The organism is Burkholderia stabilis, from assembly GCF_001742165.1.
Lineage (GTDB): Bacteria > Pseudomonadota > Gammaproteobacteria > Burkholderiales > Burkholderiaceae > Burkholderia > Burkholderia stabilis.
Genome location: NZ_CP016444.1, coordinates 1,168,658 through 1,184,429 on the forward strand (window position 1 = coordinate 1,168,658; position 15,772 = coordinate 1,184,429).

Genomic DNA, 15,772 nt, shown 5'->3' on the forward strand with positions numbered 1-15,772 from the left:
AGTTATCGGCGTCTGCTCAAGCAGGCGCGCTGTTCGTCGTGGAATTGAGCTTAGGGCCTCATGCGTTTCGAACCAACTGGCCATTTCTGAAGCGGCGATTCGAAAATGTCGAAGCGCGATTCGGCACGGTCGAAAGCGGTGTCGCGACCTCGATCGCGGATGCGATTGCGACGTGAGGAACGGGATGAAATGGACGCGCCGCGCAGCGCGAGGTTCACGCGTTGCGCGGGGATGGACGGGATTTTGGGGAGAACGGCAGGAACGCGCCCGCACGTGGTGCGGGCGCTAGCGACCTTGACGGCACGCTGCGTTCAGGTCACGCGATCGCGCCGGTCTCGTGCAGCGTCGCGAGTTCCGCGGGCGTGAATCCCCAGTCGCCGAGCACGGCGTCGGTGTGTTCGCCGGGCCGCGCCGGCGACGACTGGATCGCGCCGGGTGTGCGGCTGAAGCGCGGCGCCGGCGCGGGCTGCACGATGCCGTCGCGTTCGATGAACGTCTGCCGTGCGCGCAGGTGCGGATGGGCCGGCGCTTCCGTCAGCGACATCACCGGCGCGATGCAGACGTCGCGGCCTTCGGCGAGCGCGCACCATTCGTCGCGCGTGCGCGTGCGAAATATCGCGGCGAACTTCGCGTGGATCTCGGGCCATCGCGCGCGGTCGTGCTGATCCGGCATGTCGTCTTCACGCAGGCCGAGCAACGCCAGCGTATTGCGCCAGAAGCGCGCCTCGTTCGATCCGACGCTGACCCAGCGGCCGTCTTTCGTCTCGTACACGTCGTACCAGGGTGCGCCGGAGTCGAGCCGGTTGCTGCCGCGCTCGTCCTTCCAGTACCCGCTCGCGAACATGCCGTAGAAGAGCGTCATCAGCGACGCCGAACCGTCGACCATCGCGGCGTCCACGACCTGGCCCTGCCCCGAGCGCCGGCTCTCGAGCAGCGCGGACACCACACCGAGCGCGAGATACAGCGAGCCGCCACCGAAGTCGCCCGCCAGGTTGAGCGGGATCACCGGCGGGCCACCGGCCGCGCCGATCGAATGCAGCACGCCGCTCAGCGAGATGTAGTTGATGTCGTGGCCCGGCGCTTGCGCGAGCGGGCCGTCCTGCCCCCAGCCGGTCATGCGGCCGTAGACGAGCGCCGGGTTGGCCGCGAGGCAAGCGTCCGGCCCGAGACCCAGTTTCTCCGCGACACCCGGACGGAACCCTTCGACCAGCGCATCGGCCTGGGCGACGAGTTTCAGGACCGCGTCGGTCGCTTCCCGCTTCTTCAGGTCGAATGCCGCGCTGCGTCGCCCGCGGTTCAGCAGGTTGAAGCGCGGGTCGCCCGGCTGGCCGCCGTCGTAACCGGGCGGGCGGTCGATGCGGATGATGTCCGCGCCTAGATCCGACAGCAGCATGCAGCAGAACGGCACCGGCCCGACGCCGCCCAGTTCCACGATCCTGATACCCGCGAGCGGTCCTTTTGCATTGCCCATCCTGATCGTCTCCATGATTATTTTGTTTTCAGCTTACGCGTGTCGGGCGATCCCTCCAATTTCGATTAATCGAATCGGCATTTCGCGAAAATCGAAATGGCCGGCCGCGCGGGAAGCTGTGGCGCTCGCGGCGGCGCTTCTCATCGTCTCGCTCAGCCCGGCACGCAGGCCTCGCGCTCCAACCGTTCGCGATGATCGGGATGGGCAATGGCAATCATCTTCGGAATCCGCTGCGCGAGCGACAGGCCGCGCAAATCGGCGACGCCGTATTCGGTGACGATCACGCACGCGTCGCTGCGCGGCACCGTGACCGGGCCCGACAACCGGGTCACGATGCGACTGTGCACGCTCGCGGTGGACGGCAATGCAACGATCGGCACGCCGCCGCGGCTGGCCTGCGCCGCGCGCAGGAAATCGGCGACGCCGCCGATCGCGCCGACGTACGTGCCGGCGGCGACTTCGGCGTTGATCTGCCCGGTCAGGTCCACCTCCACCGCCGAATTGATCGCGACGAAGCGATCGATCCGGCGCAGCACGTGCGGGTTGTGCGTGTATTCGGTGCCGCGCAGCTCGAGCGCGGGGTTGCGATGCGCAAAACGGCGCACGTGCGCGGAACCGATGATGACCCCGCCGACCGTGACGCCCGCGTCGATCGTCTTGCGCGCGTTCGTCACGATACCGGCTTCGCACAGCGTCGCGATGCCGTCGCCGATGCTGCCGGTGTGCACGCCCAGGTCGCGCTTGTCGTGGAGCGCGGCCATCACCGCATCCGGAATCGCGCCGATGCCCGTCTGCAGCGTCGCACCGTCTTCCACGAGCGACGCGACGTGCCGCCCGATCGCCTGTTCCACCGGCCCGGGTGTCGTCGGCGCGGCATCCGGGAACGACGCGTCCGACGCCACCAGCAAATCGATGTCGGCTGCGCGCAAGTAGGGTCCGCCATAGGTCCACGGCACGTCCAGGTGCACTTCCACGATGATCGCCCGCGCATGCTTCACCGCTTCGACCAGGTACTCGCGGGCGAGCCCGAGGCTGTAGCGGCCTTGTTCATCCGGCGGCGAGACCTGCAGCATCACGACGTCGATCCGCAACGCACCGCTGCGGATCAGGTCCGGCAGTTGCGAATAGTGGGCGGGAAGAATGTCGAGCACGTTCGCGCGTGCGAGCTTGCGGTTGGCGCCGCTGCCGCAATAGGCGAGGAAATCGAATGCGTCGGCGTGTTCGGGCGCGAGGATGTCGGCGAGGCCGATACCGAGAAAGATGCGAATCCGTTGCAGGCTGTGCCGCTGGGCGACCAGCGCGTGCATCAGCGTCACCGGCTCGGCGTGCGACTGGCCCCACATCACCGTATCGCCGGGACGAATGAGCGTGGAAAGTGCGGGGCCGTCGCCAGCCTGGCGGGCATCGGTCGAACCGCCCGGAATCGCGAGTTCTGCGTGGTTCATGAATGGACAAGGTCGAATGTCACGTCGCACGCTCCGGCGTCGTTCACGTTATCCGGAATCGTCGTCGTGACGGATTGAAATTCTCGTGCGTCGCGTCGGCGGCGCCGGCGTATCGACGGGAAATCCGGCTATGCGTCTGTTCCGGAACGAGCCCGGTCGCCATGCAAGGCGGCGGGCATCGGCATTCATCGTGTGTGGCGCGCCCGGGAGCGTCAATGCCGGGCCGGCGGTTGTTCCGTACGTCGGAACGCCCGTGTCGGGCCTTTTCGTCCGGCAAGCATGACCTGTCCGGCACGACGGATTCCACATTCCCCGCGCGGCTTCCGAAGTACGGAATCATTGCGCACGCGGCCTTGACGTCACGGCAGCCGAACCGACACTGTTGACACTACGGCATGGTTGGGTCCCGGTAGATAAGCGTGGTCAATGGTGGCTTCGTCGGCGACCCGTTCGACACGATGTCGGAATCGACGGGCCAGCCTGGCTCATTGCGAGGCTCAGACAATGCAAAAGCGACTCACCGAGAATTACTTATCGAGCATGATGGGCGCGCGCGCCGCAGCACGCGACAGCGCCAATGCGGAAGACGCCGCGCTGTGGCGATGGTTTGCCGCGTTGCTCGACGAGCGACGGATCCGCTGGTGCCACAGCGGGCGCGGATGGCTGGTCAGCGTGGATCATCGTCACGTGGCCACCGGCACGCAGTTCGATCAGGCGATGCGGATTGCGAAGGAAAACGTCGAAAGCGGCGGCACGGTGCGCATCGATACACCATCGACATCCACCGATTCCGGAAGACGGATTCACCTCGTGAAGTAACGACGGGTTCAATCACGCTGCCGGATCACGCCTCCGCGATTCAACGCATGCGTGCCGGCACCTTCGATCACGATCTCCGCCGTTGATCGACCTCCTCCACCTCGCCCTCGATACATCACCCGCACTCCGCACGATCGCGACGAAACGCGCTCGAACCCGCGCGCTGCGGCTTTACCCTTAAGGGTCTCTACGCTGTCCGCAAGGCGTCGCGACACGCCTGTTTCACTGCACGGAATCGGATCGCCCGATCGATTGACGGTGATACCGGCCACGCATCTAATCACCGAACGTTGCTGCAGCGGGACGTTGCAGGTTCGGTCGAGCATGGTGATCGGGTCGTTGGAAAGAGACCTCCATCGATCCCTATCGTTTAGCTTTGCGAATCATTGAATCTCCTGCTGATTGCCACGTCACGACACGTAAATTCAAAAGAAGTTTGGAGACATTCAATGAAGAAGACGATTGCGCTTTGCGCAGCGGTGGGTTGCGTCAGCGGCACGGCACATGCGCAGAGCAGCGTGCAGTTGTACGGGATCCTCGACGAAGGGGTCAACTACGTCAGCAACGCATCCGGCCATCATCTCTACAACATGGCGAGCGGCGTACTGAACGGAAGCCGCTGGGGCTTACGCGTGAAGGAGGATCTCGGCGGCGGCTACGGCGTGGTCGCCGTGATGGAAAACGGCTTTGACGTCAATACCGGCAAGCTCGGCCAGGGCGGCCTCGAATTCGGCCGGCAGGTCTATGTCGGCCTTTCCGGCCCGTATGGCGTCGTCACCCTCGGGCGTCAATACGATTCCGTCGTCGATTCGGTCGGCCTGCTCGAGGCGGGCGATCAATGGGGCGGCTACCTGGCCGCCCACCCGTCCGACAACGACAACTTCAACAATACCAACCGCGTCAACAACGCGATCAAGTACACCAGCCCGGTATTTCACGGCGTGACCGCGACCGCGCTCTATTCGCTGGGCGGCGTGCCGGGGCGCACCGGGCGCAACCAGATCTGGTCGGCCGGCGCGAGCTACACGAACGGCCCGCTTTCGCTGGGCGCCGGCTACCTCAACGTGCGGAACCCGAACACGTCCTTTTACGGATCGGGCGGAACCGTCGCCGCGACGGTCAACGATGTGCCGGGCTCGAACTTCGGCGCGTCGCCGGTGATTTCGGGTTATGCATCGGCCCATACGCTGCAGGTGATCGGCACAGGCGCCGCCTACACGATCGGTTCGCTGACATTGGGCGCGACCTATTCGAACACGCAGTTCCGTCATCTCGGCGATACCACGACCGGCCCCGTGCCGGCCGGCGGGATCAGCGGTACCGCGAAATTCAACAACGCGGAGCTGAACGTGAAGTATCAGCTCACGCCGGCGTTCATCGTCGGCGCGAACTATGTCTACACGAAGAACAGCGGCGCCGATGCGACCGGAGGCGCCCACTACAACCAGGCGTCGGTCGGCGCCGACTACTTCCTGTCGAAACGCACGGATGTGTACTTCGTCGGCACGTATCAGCGCGCCAGCGGAACCGATTCGACCGGACGCAGCGCAGTCGCGTCCATCAACCAGTTGACGCCGTCGACGTCCAATCACCAGGTCGCGCTTCGCATCGCGATGCGACACAAGTTCTGACGCATCGCGGCGATTCCGATCGTCGTGTCGACGTACCGCGCCGCACGCATCCGCCGCAGGTCTCCCGGCGGATGCGTGCGGCGCACTGCGTTTCGGATCGGCTGCGACACGCCCGTTACAGGTCCAGCACCAGCCTCGCGGTTTTCGAGCGCGAACAGCACGGCAGGAACTGGTCGTTCGCCGCGCGTTCGTCAGGCGTCAGGCATAGATCGAAATGCTCGGGTTCTCCCGCGAGCACGCGGGTCGCGCACGTCCCGCACACGCCCTGCTCGCACGACGTCTCGATCTCGATGCCGGCCTTCGCGAGCGCCTGCACGACCGATTCGTTCTTCTCGACGACGATCACCCTGCCCGAGCTCGCTATCTCGACTTCGAACCGGCCGTCCTGATCCTTCTGTCGCTCGTCCGCCGCGAAGAACTCGTAATGCAGTTGCGCTTCCGGCCATCCGCTCGCACGCGCGGTGGTCAGCACCGCATCCATGAACCCCTTCGGGCCACAGACGTACAGGTGCGTACCGGGCTCGGGAACGGCGAGCCGTGCCGCGATATCGAAGCGCTGGCTGTCGGCTTCGTCGTCGAAATGAACCTGCACGCGGCCGGCATAGGGCGCGCGCGCGATGCGGTCGAGAAATGCCGTGCGCGGACGTGAACGCGTGCAGTAATGCATGTCGAACGACGCATCGATGCGCGCCAGCCGTTCCGCCATGCAGAGAATCGGCGTCACGCCGATGCCGCCCGCCAGAAGCAGGCTGTGCGTCGCGCCAGGCGCGAGCGCGAAATGATTCCTCGGCGCGCTGATCGTCAGCGTGTCGCCTGCGTTCACCCGGTCGTGCATGCCGGCCGACCCGCCGCGTGACTTCGGATCGCGCAGCACGGCAATCCGGTAGCGATGATTTTCGTCGGGCGCATTGCACAGCGAATACTGGCGCGTCGGCCCGCCGGGCACGATCACGTCAATATGCGAACCCGCCGAGAACGGCGGCAGCGGCAGGCCATCCGCGCGAACCAGTTCGAAACTGCAGATGTCGGCGGCTTCGTCATGTTTCGCCGCGACCCGGACGGTCAGTCCGTCGATCATGTTCGTCACCTCTTGTCGTCGAACGTCGCAGCGCGTGCGTTCGCGGTCGTCAACCCCGTGAAAAACGCACGACGGACATCGCACGATTCCCCTTCCTGATCTTTCGATTACAGAGGCGGGGTTGCCCGGTGTCAATTCGACGCGTTTCGACGTTCCGTACTTCGGGGCGGCTTCCTTGCTTGCGACGGACCGCGCGTGCCGACGCATGCACATTCATGCGCGTACTCGATCGATGCCGCGGATCGCATCATCCGCACACCACGTGATTCCGTACGATCGAGCAACAAATACGAACGCTGCAGCATGGCCTGTTCGGCATCCGGTACTTAAGATCGGCACGCGACGCGTTGCGCCGCTGAAGCTGGCGCGAATACCGCCCCCGCTCGGCACGCTTCCCGGCAAATCCCCGTACGAACCGGACGCTTCGGATCACGCGCCCCCGTCCGGCTTCAGGCGATGGCGCGCGGAACGACCGATCGCCACGAGACAGCGAACGCGCGACGGCTCGCTGCCGACAGAATCCACAACACCAGGAGACATCATGCAGATTACGCTGAACGACAAGGTTGCCGTCGTGACCGGCGCAGCGCAGGGCATTGGCCATGCGATCGCGAAGCAGCTCGCGCAGTGCGGCGCCGAGGTCGTCGTAAACGACGTCGACGAGAAACGGATCGCGGCGGCCGTCGCGGCGATCAAGGCCGCGATTCCGGGGGCCAAGGTGCGCGGCGCGGCCGCCGACCTGTCGTCCGCCGCAGGGTGCGACGCGCTCGTCGAACAGGTGCCCGACTGCGACATCCTGGTGAACAACGCGGCCATCTACGAAACCGCCGATTTCTTCGAGACCTCCGACGCGACCTGGCAACGGTACTTCGATATCAACGTCATGTCCGGGGTCCGGCTGTCGCGAGCCTACTTGCCGAAAATGGGCAAACGCGGCTGGGGGCGTGTCGTGTTCATCAGTTCGGAGTGCGGGATCAGCACGCCGCCCGACATGCTGCATTACGCGGTCACCAAGACGGCGCTGCTCGGCCTTTCGCGCGGCCTCGCGAAACGCATGGCGGAAACCGGCGTCACGGTGAACGCGGTCCTGCCCGGCCCGACGCTGAGCGAAGGGGTCGTGGGCTTCCTGGAGGCCGAGATCCGCCGTACCGGCAAGACCATCGAGGAACAAGGCGCCGAACTGGTCAAGGCGCTGCGTCCGTCGTCGATCACGCGGCGCTTCGCGTCGGTCGACGAAGTGGCCAACCTCGTGCTCTACACGTGCTCTCCCCTCGCCTCGGCCACGACGGGCGCCGCGCTGCGGGCGGACGGCGGCGTGGCAGACACGCCGATCTGAGCCGCAGGCCGCCGCTCGCGCCGTTCACGCATTGGCGTGACGCGCGCACGATTTCACGAACCACGCACGACCTGACCGGAGTACCGAATGTCCAACGAATCACGCGCAATGACGGGTGAAGCACCCTTGCGCCGCTACGAGCACCTGTACATCGACGGCGCATGGGTGAAGCCGATCGACGGCGAGCTCGTCGAAAGCATCGATCCCGCCACCGGCCAGCCCTGGGCGATCGCGCCGATGGGCGGGCCGCAGGACATCGATCGCGCGGTTGCCGCGGCCCGCGCCGCATTCAACGGCACCTGGCGCCGCACGCCGGGACACGAGCGGGCCGCCCTGCTGCGCCGCCTCGCGGAGCGCTTCAGCGCGGCTATCCCCGAGCTGGCGGTCATCGAGTCGCGCGACAACGGCAATCTCGTGCGCGAGCACCGCGCGAGCCTGGCCGCTCAGGTGCAGTGGTATCAATGGTTCGCGTCGCTGGCTGACAAGGCACAAGGCACGACCATCCCGATCGACGACAGCGTTCATGCGTTCACGACGCGCGTCCCGATCGGCGTGGTGGGCGCGATCATTCCGTGGAACGCGCCGTTGCTCGCAACCTGCCTGAAGATCGGCGCCGCGCTCGCGGCCGGCTGCACCGTCGTCGTCAAGCCGGCCGAGCAAACGCCCGTGTCGGCGCTCGAACTCGCGCGCCTCGTTCACGAAGCGGGGTTTCCGCCGGGCGTGTTCAACGTCGTGCCCGGCTACGGGCGCACCGCCGGCGCGCATCTGGTCCAGCATCCGGATGTCAACAAGATCTCGTTTACGGGCGCCAGCCAGACCGCCAGACAGATGGTTCGCGACGGCGCCGACAATCTGAAGCGCTTCACGTTCGAACTCGGCGGCAAGGCGCCGCATATCCTCTTCGCGGACGCCGACATCGACAACGCGATCAATGCCGCCACCGCATCCGCATGGCGGCTGACCGGGCAGAGTTGCGCGCTCGGCTCGCGCGTGCTCGTCGAGCGGCCGATCTACGATCGCGTCGTCGATGCATTCCGCACGCGCGCGAAATCGGTGCGCGTCGGCATGCCGTCGATCGATTCGAATCACATGGGCCCGCAATCGCATGAGGCGCAGCTGAACAAAACGCTGTCGTACATCGAGATCGGCAAGCAGGATGGTGCGGAACTCGTCGCCGGCGGTCATCGCATAACGACGCCCGAACTCGCGGCCGGTTATTTCGTCGAGCCGACCGTGTTCGCCGGCGTGACGAACCGGATGCGCGTCGCCCGCGACGAGATCTTCGGCCCGGTGGCGTCGCTGATTCCGTTCGACGGCGAAGACGAAGCCATCGCGATCGCGAACGACACGCCATACGGCCTGACCGCGGGCCTGTGGACCCGCGATGTCGGCCGCGCGCATCGCGTATCCGGCCGCATCGACGCGGGCATGGTGTGGGTCAACACCTACTCGTTCCTGCGCTGGTCGACGCCGTACGGCGGTTTCAAGGCGAGCGGCTGGGGGCGCGAAAACGGGATCGACGCGCTCGATCCGTATCTGGAAACCCGGACGACGGTGATCAGCACGACGGGGCAGTTTCCGAACCTTTACGGGGATTGAGCGAACTGTGCGCCGTGGGGCGGGCGCGACAAGGATTCCTTCACGCTGCCCGCCCCGGCAACGAGCAGGTTTTCGATCAACGAGCGCGGAGCGTCGATTCGGAAACGCGGGAAGCCGCAATCGCTTCCCGCTTCTCCACCAGGAAATCGATGAGCGCCCTGACCTTGGTCGGCATCTGTGTGCGCGTCGGCGCATAGACGTAGAAGCCCGCGAAGGGTTTGCACCATGGCCGCAACACGCGTATCAGCGCGCCCGAGTTCAGATGCTGTTGCACGGCGATGTCGATGTGCTGGATGAGCCCGACATTCTGTAACGCTGCCCGGATCATTCCGTCGTCATCGTTAGTGGTGATGCTGCCCCGCGGCTCCACCGCGAACCCGTGCCCCGGCTCTTCCGGCGACGTGAACTCCCACGGATGAATCGCGCCACTGACCTGCCGGAAGCGCAGGCAATTGTGTTCGGTCAGATCGGCCGGCGTCACGGGTTCGCCGTAGCGCTTGAAATAAGCCGGCGTGCCGACCACCGCCATCTCCAACGACGGCGTAATCGGTACGGCAATCATGTGCGGCGCAAGGCTCTCGCCGATGCGAATGCCGACATCGCATCCGTCCGCCACGATGTTGGCCAGGCTGTCGTTCATGACCAATTCAAGGCCGAGTGCTGGAAAGCGCGTACTGAACTCCTCCAGATGTGGCTCGATCAGGGTCTTGGCCGCGACGCGCGATGTGTTCATACGAATCAGGCCGGAAGGCTCGTCGCGTGCGTCGTGCAGCGCGTCCACGGTCCTTTCGACCGCGACCAATGCGGGGTACCACACGTCGTAGAGCCGTTGCCCTTCCTCGGTCAGCGACATGTCGCGGGTCGTTCGATACAGCAGCTTGACGTTCAGCCGACGCTCGAGCGCCTTCACGTTCTGCGAGAGATTCGCGCGCGACGCGCCCACCTCGGCCGCCGCTTTCGTGAAACTGCGATGGTGGGCGACGCGGGCAAACCACGCGAGGGACGGGAGCAACGAAGGATCCATGCCGGGGCCACTGTCAATTTGGAAATACCACTGTAGTCCAGATTGCAATCTTCCGTCATCTCAATCGGCTCGCTATATTCAAACCGTCGCCGCTCGGCCCTGAACGATTCGGCCTTGCGAACCCAACTTCCCCCCTGGATGGAGCCGTCATGAAAAGCGTCAAGATCAAGCATGTGTACTGGGATATCGCCGCCAACCTCTACTTCCCGCCGAATTTCGATGAAGGTAAAAAATACCCGGCCATCATCAGCGCGCATCCGATCGGCAGCTGCAAGGAGCAAACCTCGGGCAACGTGTATGGCGAAGCGCTGGCCAAGGAAGGCTTCGTCGTCATCGCATTCGACGCCAGCTTCCAGGGCGATAGCGGTGGCGAGCCGCGTTACACCGAAGATCCGACGTTGCGCGTCGAGGATTTCCGCGTCGTCTGCGACTACCTCGTGACGCTTCCGTACGTCGACGAAGACCGCATCGGCGTGCTGGGCATCTGCGGTGGCGGCGGCTATTCGATCAATGCCGCCATGACCGAGCGCCGCATCAAGGCGGTGGGCACCGTCACGGGCGCCAACTACGGCCGCCTGATGCGCGAAGGCTTCAGCAACTACGACCCGATCGCCGCCCTCGAGGCCATGGCCAAACAGCGCACGGCCGAAGCGCGCGGTGCGGCCTTGCGCGTGGACGATCTGCTGCCCCCGTCGCCCGAGGCCGCGAAGGAAGCCGGCCTGACGGAAGTCGATGTCTACGGTGCGACCGAATACTATCGTTCGGATCGCGGCCGTGCGCCGAACGGCGTGAACCGCGCGCTGTATTCGCACCAGGCCGTCGCCGTGGGCTGGGATGCGTTCCACCTGTGCGAAACGCTGCTCACCCAGCCGCTGATGGTGGTGGTGGGCGATCAGGTCGGTGCGTTCGGCGCCTACCGTGACGGCTGCGAAATCATCGGTCGCGCGGCATCGAAGAAGAAGGAGCTGGTGGTCGTCGCCGGTTGGTCGCACTACGATTTGTACGACAAGCCCGAGCCCGTCGGCCAGGCGCTGGCAAAGCTGATTCCGTTCTACAAGGAAAACCTGTAATCCCCGTTGCCGGAATCTTGCACCGTGGCGAGCGCCTACCGCGCTCGTCGGCGCCCTCGCATGCCGGACATGAATGGGCGTTCCCCGAATGGTGTCCCACGCTTGCTGCCGCACAACGGCACGCTTTCCTTCGAACATGCCCCCGCTCATCGCGGGGAACCCGCTTCAACAACACGGAAGACAACCATGACCAAGGTACTGGTCCTCGGCGCAAGCGGGCAAATCGCCCGCTGGGCCGTACAAATGCTGGGTGTGAAGCACGGCGTCGAGCAAACGCTCCTCGTGCGCGATCCCAAAAAGCTGGCCGGCAACGAGCCTGCCAATGCGAGCGTCGTGATCGGCGACGTGCTGGACAAAAAACTGCTGCCGCGAATCATGGAAGGGCAAGACGTCGTGTATGCCAACCTGGCCGGCGACGTGGATACGCAAACCGAACATATCCTGGCCACGATGAAAGCGACCGGCGTCAAGCGGCTGATCTTCGTCAACTCGCTCGGCATCTACGACGAGGTGCCCGGAAAATTCGGCGAATGGAACCGCCGGGAGATCGGACAGTATCTGCCGCCCTATCGCCGATCCGCCGATCTGATCGAGGCGTCGGACTCGGATTACACCATTCTTCGTGCCGCCTGGCTGCAAGACAAGGATGAGGTGGACTACGAGATCACCGCACGCGACGAACCGTTCAAGGGCACCGAGATTTCCCGCAAGAGCGTGGCCGCACTGGTGGCCGAGCTGGTCGAACATCCCGACCGGCTGGTGCGCGCCAACGTCGGCGTCAACAAGCCGGGAACCGACGGCGACAAGCCCGCTTTCGTCTGACCTGAAACTGCGAAAGGATCGATATGAAAGTCATCGTGTTCGGCGCCTCGGGGATGGTCGGTCAGGGCGTGCTGCGCGAGTGTCTGCTGGCGCCGGACGTCGAGTCGGTTCTGGTCGTCGGGCGCAGCGCGTTGACGATGCAGCATCCCATATTGCAGCAACTCGTACGCCCGGATCTGTTCGACTACGCCGATATCGAAGCGCGATTCGACGGTTATGACGCGTGCTTCTTCTGCCTCGGCGTATCCGCAAGCGAAACCGATGAAGCCGGCTTCGTCCGAATCAATCACGATTTGCCGCTCGCAGTCGGCCAGGTTCTGGTGCGCCGTCACGCCGCCATGGTGTTCGTCTACGTATCAGGCGGCGGCACCGATTCCACCGAACGAGGCCCCGTCATGTGGGCGCGTGTCAAAGGCAAGACGGAAAACGCGCTACAGCGCCTGGGATTCCGCGCGGTCTATCTGTTTCGCCCCGGCTTCATTCTTCCGCTGAACGGCGAACAATCCAAGACGCGCATGCTCCGGCTGCTCTACTCGTATCTGGGGTGGGCCTTTGCAATGTTGCGAAAGCTGTTTCCCGAAAAGATCCTCGACACGGTACGCATGGGGCAAGCGATGTTGCAGATTGCGCGGCATGGAAACGACACCGCCGTGGTCGAAAGCGCCGACATCAGCCGGCTTGCCGCAACTGCAAGGGTTGCGACGCCAGCAGCGGGAAAACGCATCGCCGATACCCCCGGCAAATAGAAGGCACACGACTTCCCGGCCGTGCTTGTTCCCTGTTCAGCGGGGCATTGGCGTGTCGCGGCCCGGTTCAACCGGCATCGCGCTCGATCAGGAACCGGTCGCGGCGGCCGCCTTTGATCCAGCCGGGCTCGCGACCGCGCCCGCTCCACGTCGCGCCGGTCTTGGGGTCGCGATAGCGGGGTGACGATGCCCGCTTTCGCGGCGTCGTTTTCGCGGCGCCGCCGGGGCGGCCGAAGATCTGTCCGGCGGTCAGCCCATATTCGGCGACCCGGGTGCGAACCTCCTGTATGACGGCCTCGAGTTCGGCGAGTCGGGCTTCCTCGACTCGCTTCATCAATTCATCGGCTTGCGCCTTCAATTCGCGATAACCGGACATGCAACGCCTCCACATTCTCATGGTGTAAAAAAAACCGAACGGACGCGACGACGCGATCGCGTGACCACCCCGATGCAATCTCGTGCAAAGACGCGACCGGAACGTCCATTCGGGAAAACCGGAAAACGGATTACGCGCGGCCTGGCGCGTTTTCCGTGCGAAATTCACAAACCAACTCGCCGCTGGACGCGAGCTCATCGATCTGATCCGGCGTCAACGCATCAATCGAAGCGGCAATTTCATCCGGGATACCCAATTGCCGCTTTCCTTGTTCGTAGTCGATACGCAATATGCGCTGCGCGAGCACGAGATATGCGCGGTTGAATTCCGCGATGGCATCGAAGATATCGCCCTGTCCAGTCATGACTGCTCCTGAGCCGACGGCGATCCTCGCATGCCGCACGCGCGGCGCCGCAATCGGCCGTCCAGTAATGGATGCCTGAATCTATGTCATGCCATCCACGTCATGCCGACAATTCCTAGATGGCATCCGACATACGCGAAATCGGCGATTGCAATTCGACATTCGCCATTCATCGCTGTCGGATTCAACCTAGATTCGGTCACCAATCGAGACGGGAACGCCCATACGATTTTCGAACGGCGCGCGGCTTCGTCCGCGCGAGCAATACGGCACCGGCGAACGATGATTGCGATGCGCACATCGCCGCCTTCTCTCGGCATCGTTGATGCCTGATCCTGAACGGATGGAATTCGAAAATCATGTTGAAAGTGACGAAAGCGGTATTTCCGGTCGCCGGTCTAGGCACGCGATTTCTGCCGGCGACCAAAGCCAGCCCGAAAGAAATGCTGCCGGTCGTGGACAAGCCGCTGATTCAATATGCGGTCGAGGAAGCGATCGACGCGGGCATCACCGAAATGATTTTCGTGACCGGCCGCAGCAAGCGCGCGATCGAAGACCACTTCGACAAATCCTATGAGATCGAGGCCGAACTCGAAGCGCGCGGCAAGGAGAAGCTGCTGTCGCTGGTTCGCAGCATCAAGCCGAGCCACGTCGACTGCTTCTACGTGCGCCAGGCCGAAGCGCTGGGGCTCGGCCATGCCGTGCTGTGCGCGGAGAAGCTGGTCGGCGACCAGCCGTTCGCGGTGATCCTCGCCGACGACCTGCTCGACGGTCCGAGGCCCGTGCTGCGCCAGATGATCGACGTGTTCGATCACTATCACGCGTCGGTGGTCGGCGTGGAGGAAATTCCGCCCGAGGCATCGAAGTCGTACGGCGTGATCGACGGCAAGCGCTGGGAGGACAACCTGTTCAAGCTGTCCGGGATCGTCGAGAAGCCGGAGCCGGCGAAGGCGCCGTCGAATTTCGGCGTGGTGGGCCGCTACGTGCTGAAGCCGAAGGTGTTCGAGCATCTGCGCGCGCTGCGGCCCGGTGCCGGCGGCGAACTGCAGTTGACGGACGCGATCCAGTCGCTGCTCTCGGACGAGCAGGTGCTCGCCCATCGCTACGACGGCACGCGTTTCGATTGCGGCAGCAAGCTCGGCTATCTGAAGGCGACGGTCGAGTTCGCGCTGCGGCATCCGGAGGTGGCCGCGGATTTCGAAAGCTATCTGGCCACGCGCATGTCGGCGCTGCTGGTCGCCTGACCGGGCGGCCGTCACGAGCCCGGTCGTGTGGACCGCCGTCAGCGATCTCGGCGACGCGGCAATGACGCTGCCGCTGGCCGTCGTGTGCATCGCCTGGCTCACGCGCTCGACGGCCGGCCGGCGTCACGCGGTGTCATGGGCGCTGATGCTCGCGGCCGGCATGGCGCTCGTCGGCGCCACCAAGATCCTGTACGCCGGCTGCGGGCTCCAGATCCGCTCGATCGATTTCCGCGTGATCAGCGGGCACACGATGCTCGCGTCGGCGGTCTGGCCGATGACCTGCGTGCTGGTGTTGAACGGCGGCGCGCACCTGCGGGCGGGCGCGTCGCTGTCGCTCGGACTCGCGCTCGGCGCGCTGATCGGCGTCGCGCGCGTGTTCGACGACGCGCACACGCCGTCGGAAGTCGTCGTCGGCTGGCTCGTCGGCTCGACGGTCGCGCTGGCGTTCGAATGGCGGCATGGCGCGCCGTGTGTCGACGCGCGGTATCGCGCGCTCGTCGCCGGCTCGCTGCTGGCCGTGTCGGCCATCGCGTATGGCCGTCATGCGCCGATTCAGACGGCGATCGAGCTGTATTCGCCGTTTTTGTGCGGGCGGTTCGCTCTGCCACCGTGACGGCCTCGGCCGGCCGGCGCCGTGCGAATGAACCTGACCACACCCGCCCGCTCGGCCGACCCCGGCGTAAATAGACAAAATGCCGCCCGGATCGGACAACCCGGCTCGCCCGACCGTCCAGCCCGCTATGCTTG

16 protein-coding genes are annotated in these 15,772 nt (G+C 64.8%); 9 read left to right on the plus strand and 7 right to left on the minus strand.

Annotation, left to right across the window (positions count from 1 at the left end; all coding sequences use genetic code 11):
* Window positions 1–316: 316 nt before the first annotated feature.
* Together BBJ41_RS37650 and BBJ41_RS37655 are read right to left on the minus strand one after the other, a co-directional pair.
* Complete coding sequence (locus BBJ41_RS37650; RefSeq protein WP_069751523.1) at window positions 317–1,471, minus strand: CaiB/BaiF CoA transferase family protein; 1,155 nt, start codon at window positions 1,469–1,471, stop codon at window positions 317–319.
* A gap of 152 nt (window positions 1,472–1,623) precedes the next feature.
* On the minus strand, window positions 1,624–2,916 hold the full coding sequence (locus BBJ41_RS37655) for an acetyl-CoA hydrolase/transferase family protein (protein WP_083282159.1): 1,293 nt from the start codon (window positions 2,914–2,916) through the stop codon (window positions 1,624–1,626).
* 540 nt (window positions 2,917–3,456) lie between these two features.
* On the opposite strand from BBJ41_RS37655, the gene BBJ41_RS37660 reads away from it, so the two are divergent.
* On the plus strand, window positions 3,457–3,735 hold the full coding sequence (locus BBJ41_RS37660; RefSeq protein ID WP_069751315.1) for a hypothetical protein: 279 nt from the start codon (window positions 3,457–3,459) through the stop codon (window positions 3,733–3,735).
* 8 nt (window positions 3,736–3,743) lie between these two features.
* On the opposite strand, the gene BBJ41_RS41010 is transcribed toward BBJ41_RS37660, so the two are convergent.
* Window positions 3,744–4,061 carry a hypothetical protein gene (locus BBJ41_RS41010; RefSeq protein ID WP_156815013.1) on the minus strand — a complete coding sequence of 106 codons (318 nt, stop codon included), beginning with the start codon at window positions 4,059–4,061 and terminating at the stop codon, window positions 3,744–3,746.
* A gap of 123 nt (window positions 4,062–4,184) precedes the next feature.
* Between BBJ41_RS41010 and BBJ41_RS37665 the strand changes: the two genes are divergently transcribed.
* Window positions 4,185–5,366 carry a porin gene (locus BBJ41_RS37665; protein ID WP_069751316.1) on the plus strand — a complete coding sequence of 394 codons (1,182 nt, stop codon included), beginning with the start codon at window positions 4,185–4,187 and terminating at the stop codon, window positions 5,364–5,366.
* Between the two features lie 115 nt (window positions 5,367–5,481).
* On the opposite strand, the gene BBJ41_RS37670 is transcribed toward BBJ41_RS37665, so the two are convergent.
* On the minus strand, window positions 5,482–6,444 hold the full coding sequence (locus tag BBJ41_RS37670; protein WP_069751317.1) for a PDR/VanB family oxidoreductase: 963 nt from the start codon (window positions 6,442–6,444) through the stop codon (window positions 5,482–5,484).
* A gap of 541 nt (window positions 6,445–6,985) precedes the next feature.
* Here BBJ41_RS37670 and BBJ41_RS37675 point away from each other — a divergent pair.
* Complete coding sequence (locus BBJ41_RS37675) at window positions 6,986–7,780, plus strand: SDR family NAD(P)-dependent oxidoreductase (protein WP_069751318.1); 795 nt, start codon at window positions 6,986–6,988, stop codon at window positions 7,778–7,780.
* Between the two features lie 87 nt (window positions 7,781–7,867).
* The gene (locus tag BBJ41_RS37680; protein WP_175984681.1) at window positions 7,868–9,379 is read left to right on the plus strand and encodes an aldehyde dehydrogenase; all 1,512 of its coding nucleotides are present in this window, start codon (window positions 7,868–7,870) and stop codon (window positions 9,377–9,379) included.
* A 76-nt stretch (window positions 9,380–9,455) separates the two neighbouring features.
* Here the strand turns inward: BBJ41_RS37680 and BBJ41_RS37685 are convergent, their stop codons facing one another.
* A complete protein-coding gene (locus BBJ41_RS37685) occupies window positions 9,456–10,391 on the minus strand; it encodes a LysR family transcriptional regulator (protein WP_236872180.1) in 936 nt (311 codons plus the stop codon).
* Window positions 10,392–10,552: 161 nt separating this feature from the next.
* Between BBJ41_RS37685 and BBJ41_RS37690 the strand changes: the two genes are divergently transcribed.
* The 3 genes from BBJ41_RS37690 (at window position 10,553) to BBJ41_RS37700 (ending at window position 13,041) form a co-directional block, all read left to right on the plus strand.
* Complete coding sequence (locus BBJ41_RS37690; protein WP_069751320.1) at window positions 10,553–11,473, plus strand: alpha/beta hydrolase; 921 nt, start codon at window positions 10,553–10,555, stop codon at window positions 11,471–11,473.
* 186 nt (window positions 11,474–11,659) lie between these two features.
* Complete coding sequence (locus tag BBJ41_RS37695) at window positions 11,660–12,295, plus strand: SDR family oxidoreductase (RefSeq protein WP_069751321.1); 636 nt, start codon at window positions 11,660–11,662, stop codon at window positions 12,293–12,295.
* 23 nt (window positions 12,296–12,318) lie between these two features.
* A complete protein-coding gene (locus tag BBJ41_RS37700) occupies window positions 12,319–13,041 on the plus strand; it encodes an NAD-dependent epimerase/dehydratase family protein (RefSeq protein ID WP_069751322.1) in 723 nt (240 codons plus the stop codon).
* A 67-nt stretch (window positions 13,042–13,108) separates the two neighbouring features.
* Here BBJ41_RS37700 and BBJ41_RS37705 read toward each other — a convergent pair whose 3' ends face one another.
* Together BBJ41_RS37705 and BBJ41_RS37710 are read right to left on the minus strand one after the other, a co-directional pair.
* Window positions 13,109–13,417 carry an H-NS histone family protein gene (locus BBJ41_RS37705; RefSeq protein ID WP_069751323.1) on the minus strand — a complete coding sequence of 103 codons (309 nt, stop codon included), beginning with the start codon at window positions 13,415–13,417 and terminating at the stop codon, window positions 13,109–13,111.
* A 130-nt stretch (window positions 13,418–13,547) separates the two neighbouring features.
* The gene (locus tag BBJ41_RS37710) at window positions 13,548–13,781 is read right to left on the minus strand and encodes a flagellar transcriptional regulator FlhD (RefSeq protein WP_069751324.1); all 234 of its coding nucleotides are present in this window, start codon (window positions 13,779–13,781) and stop codon (window positions 13,548–13,550) included.
* Between the two features lie 359 nt (window positions 13,782–14,140).
* Between BBJ41_RS37710 and galU the strand changes: the two genes are divergently transcribed.
* On the plus strand, window positions 14,141–15,025 hold the full coding sequence (galU, locus tag BBJ41_RS37715) for a UTP--glucose-1-phosphate uridylyltransferase GalU (protein ID WP_069751325.1): 885 nt from the start codon (window positions 14,141–14,143) through the stop codon (window positions 15,023–15,025).
* Window positions 15,026–15,050: 25 nt separating this feature from the next.
* A complete protein-coding gene (locus BBJ41_RS37720) occupies window positions 15,051–15,638 on the plus strand; it encodes a phosphatase PAP2 family protein (protein WP_069751326.1) in 588 nt (195 codons plus the stop codon).
* Window positions 15,639–15,772: the final 134 nt, after the last annotated feature.

Excerpts from the sequence above, each read along its gene's own strand:
- BBJ41_RS37670 (WP_069751317.1), bottom strand. The coding sequence starts at position 6,444 with ATGATCGACGGACTGACCGTCCGGGTCGCGGCGAAACATGACGAAGCC.
- BBJ41_RS37665 (WP_069751316.1), top strand. The coding sequence starts at position 4,185 with ATGAAGAAGACGATTGCGCTTTGCGCAGCGGTGGGTTGCGTCAGCGGC.
- BBJ41_RS37690 (WP_069751320.1), top strand. The coding sequence starts at position 10,553 with ATGAAAAGCGTCAAGATCAAGCATGTGTACTGGGATATCGCCGCCAAC.
- BBJ41_RS37650 (WP_069751523.1), bottom strand. The coding sequence starts at position 1,471 with ATGGGCAATGCAAAAGGACCGCTCGCGGGTATCAGGATCGTGGAACTG.
- BBJ41_RS37680 (WP_175984681.1), top strand. The coding sequence starts at position 7,868 with ATGTCCAACGAATCACGCGCAATGACGGGTGAAGCACCCTTGCGCCGC.
- BBJ41_RS37710 (WP_069751324.1), bottom strand. The coding sequence starts at position 13,781 with ATGACTGGACAGGGCGATATCTTCGATGCCATCGCGGAATTCAACCGC.
- BBJ41_RS41010 (WP_156815013.1), bottom strand. The coding sequence starts at position 4,061 with ATGCTCGACCGAACCTGCAACGTCCCGCTGCAGCAACGTTCGGTGATT.
- BBJ41_RS37700 (WP_069751322.1), top strand. The coding sequence starts at position 12,319 with ATGAAAGTCATCGTGTTCGGCGCCTCGGGGATGGTCGGTCAGGGCGTG.
- BBJ41_RS37675 (WP_069751318.1), top strand. The coding sequence starts at position 6,986 with ATGCAGATTACGCTGAACGACAAGGTTGCCGTCGTGACCGGCGCAGCG.
- BBJ41_RS37695 (WP_069751321.1), top strand. The coding sequence starts at position 11,660 with ATGACCAAGGTACTGGTCCTCGGCGCAAGCGGGCAAATCGCCCGCTGG.
- BBJ41_RS37705 (WP_069751323.1), bottom strand. The coding sequence starts at position 13,417 with ATGTCCGGTTATCGCGAATTGAAGGCGCAAGCCGATGAATTGATGAAG.
- BBJ41_RS37655 (WP_083282159.1), bottom strand. The coding sequence starts at position 2,916 with ATGAACCACGCAGAACTCGCGATTCCGGGCGGTTCGACCGATGCCCGC.
- BBJ41_RS37660 (WP_069751315.1), top strand. The coding sequence starts at position 3,457 with ATGATGGGCGCGCGCGCCGCAGCACGCGACAGCGCCAATGCGGAAGAC.
- galU (WP_069751325.1), top strand. The coding sequence starts at position 14,141 with ATGTTGAAAGTGACGAAAGCGGTATTTCCGGTCGCCGGTCTAGGCACG.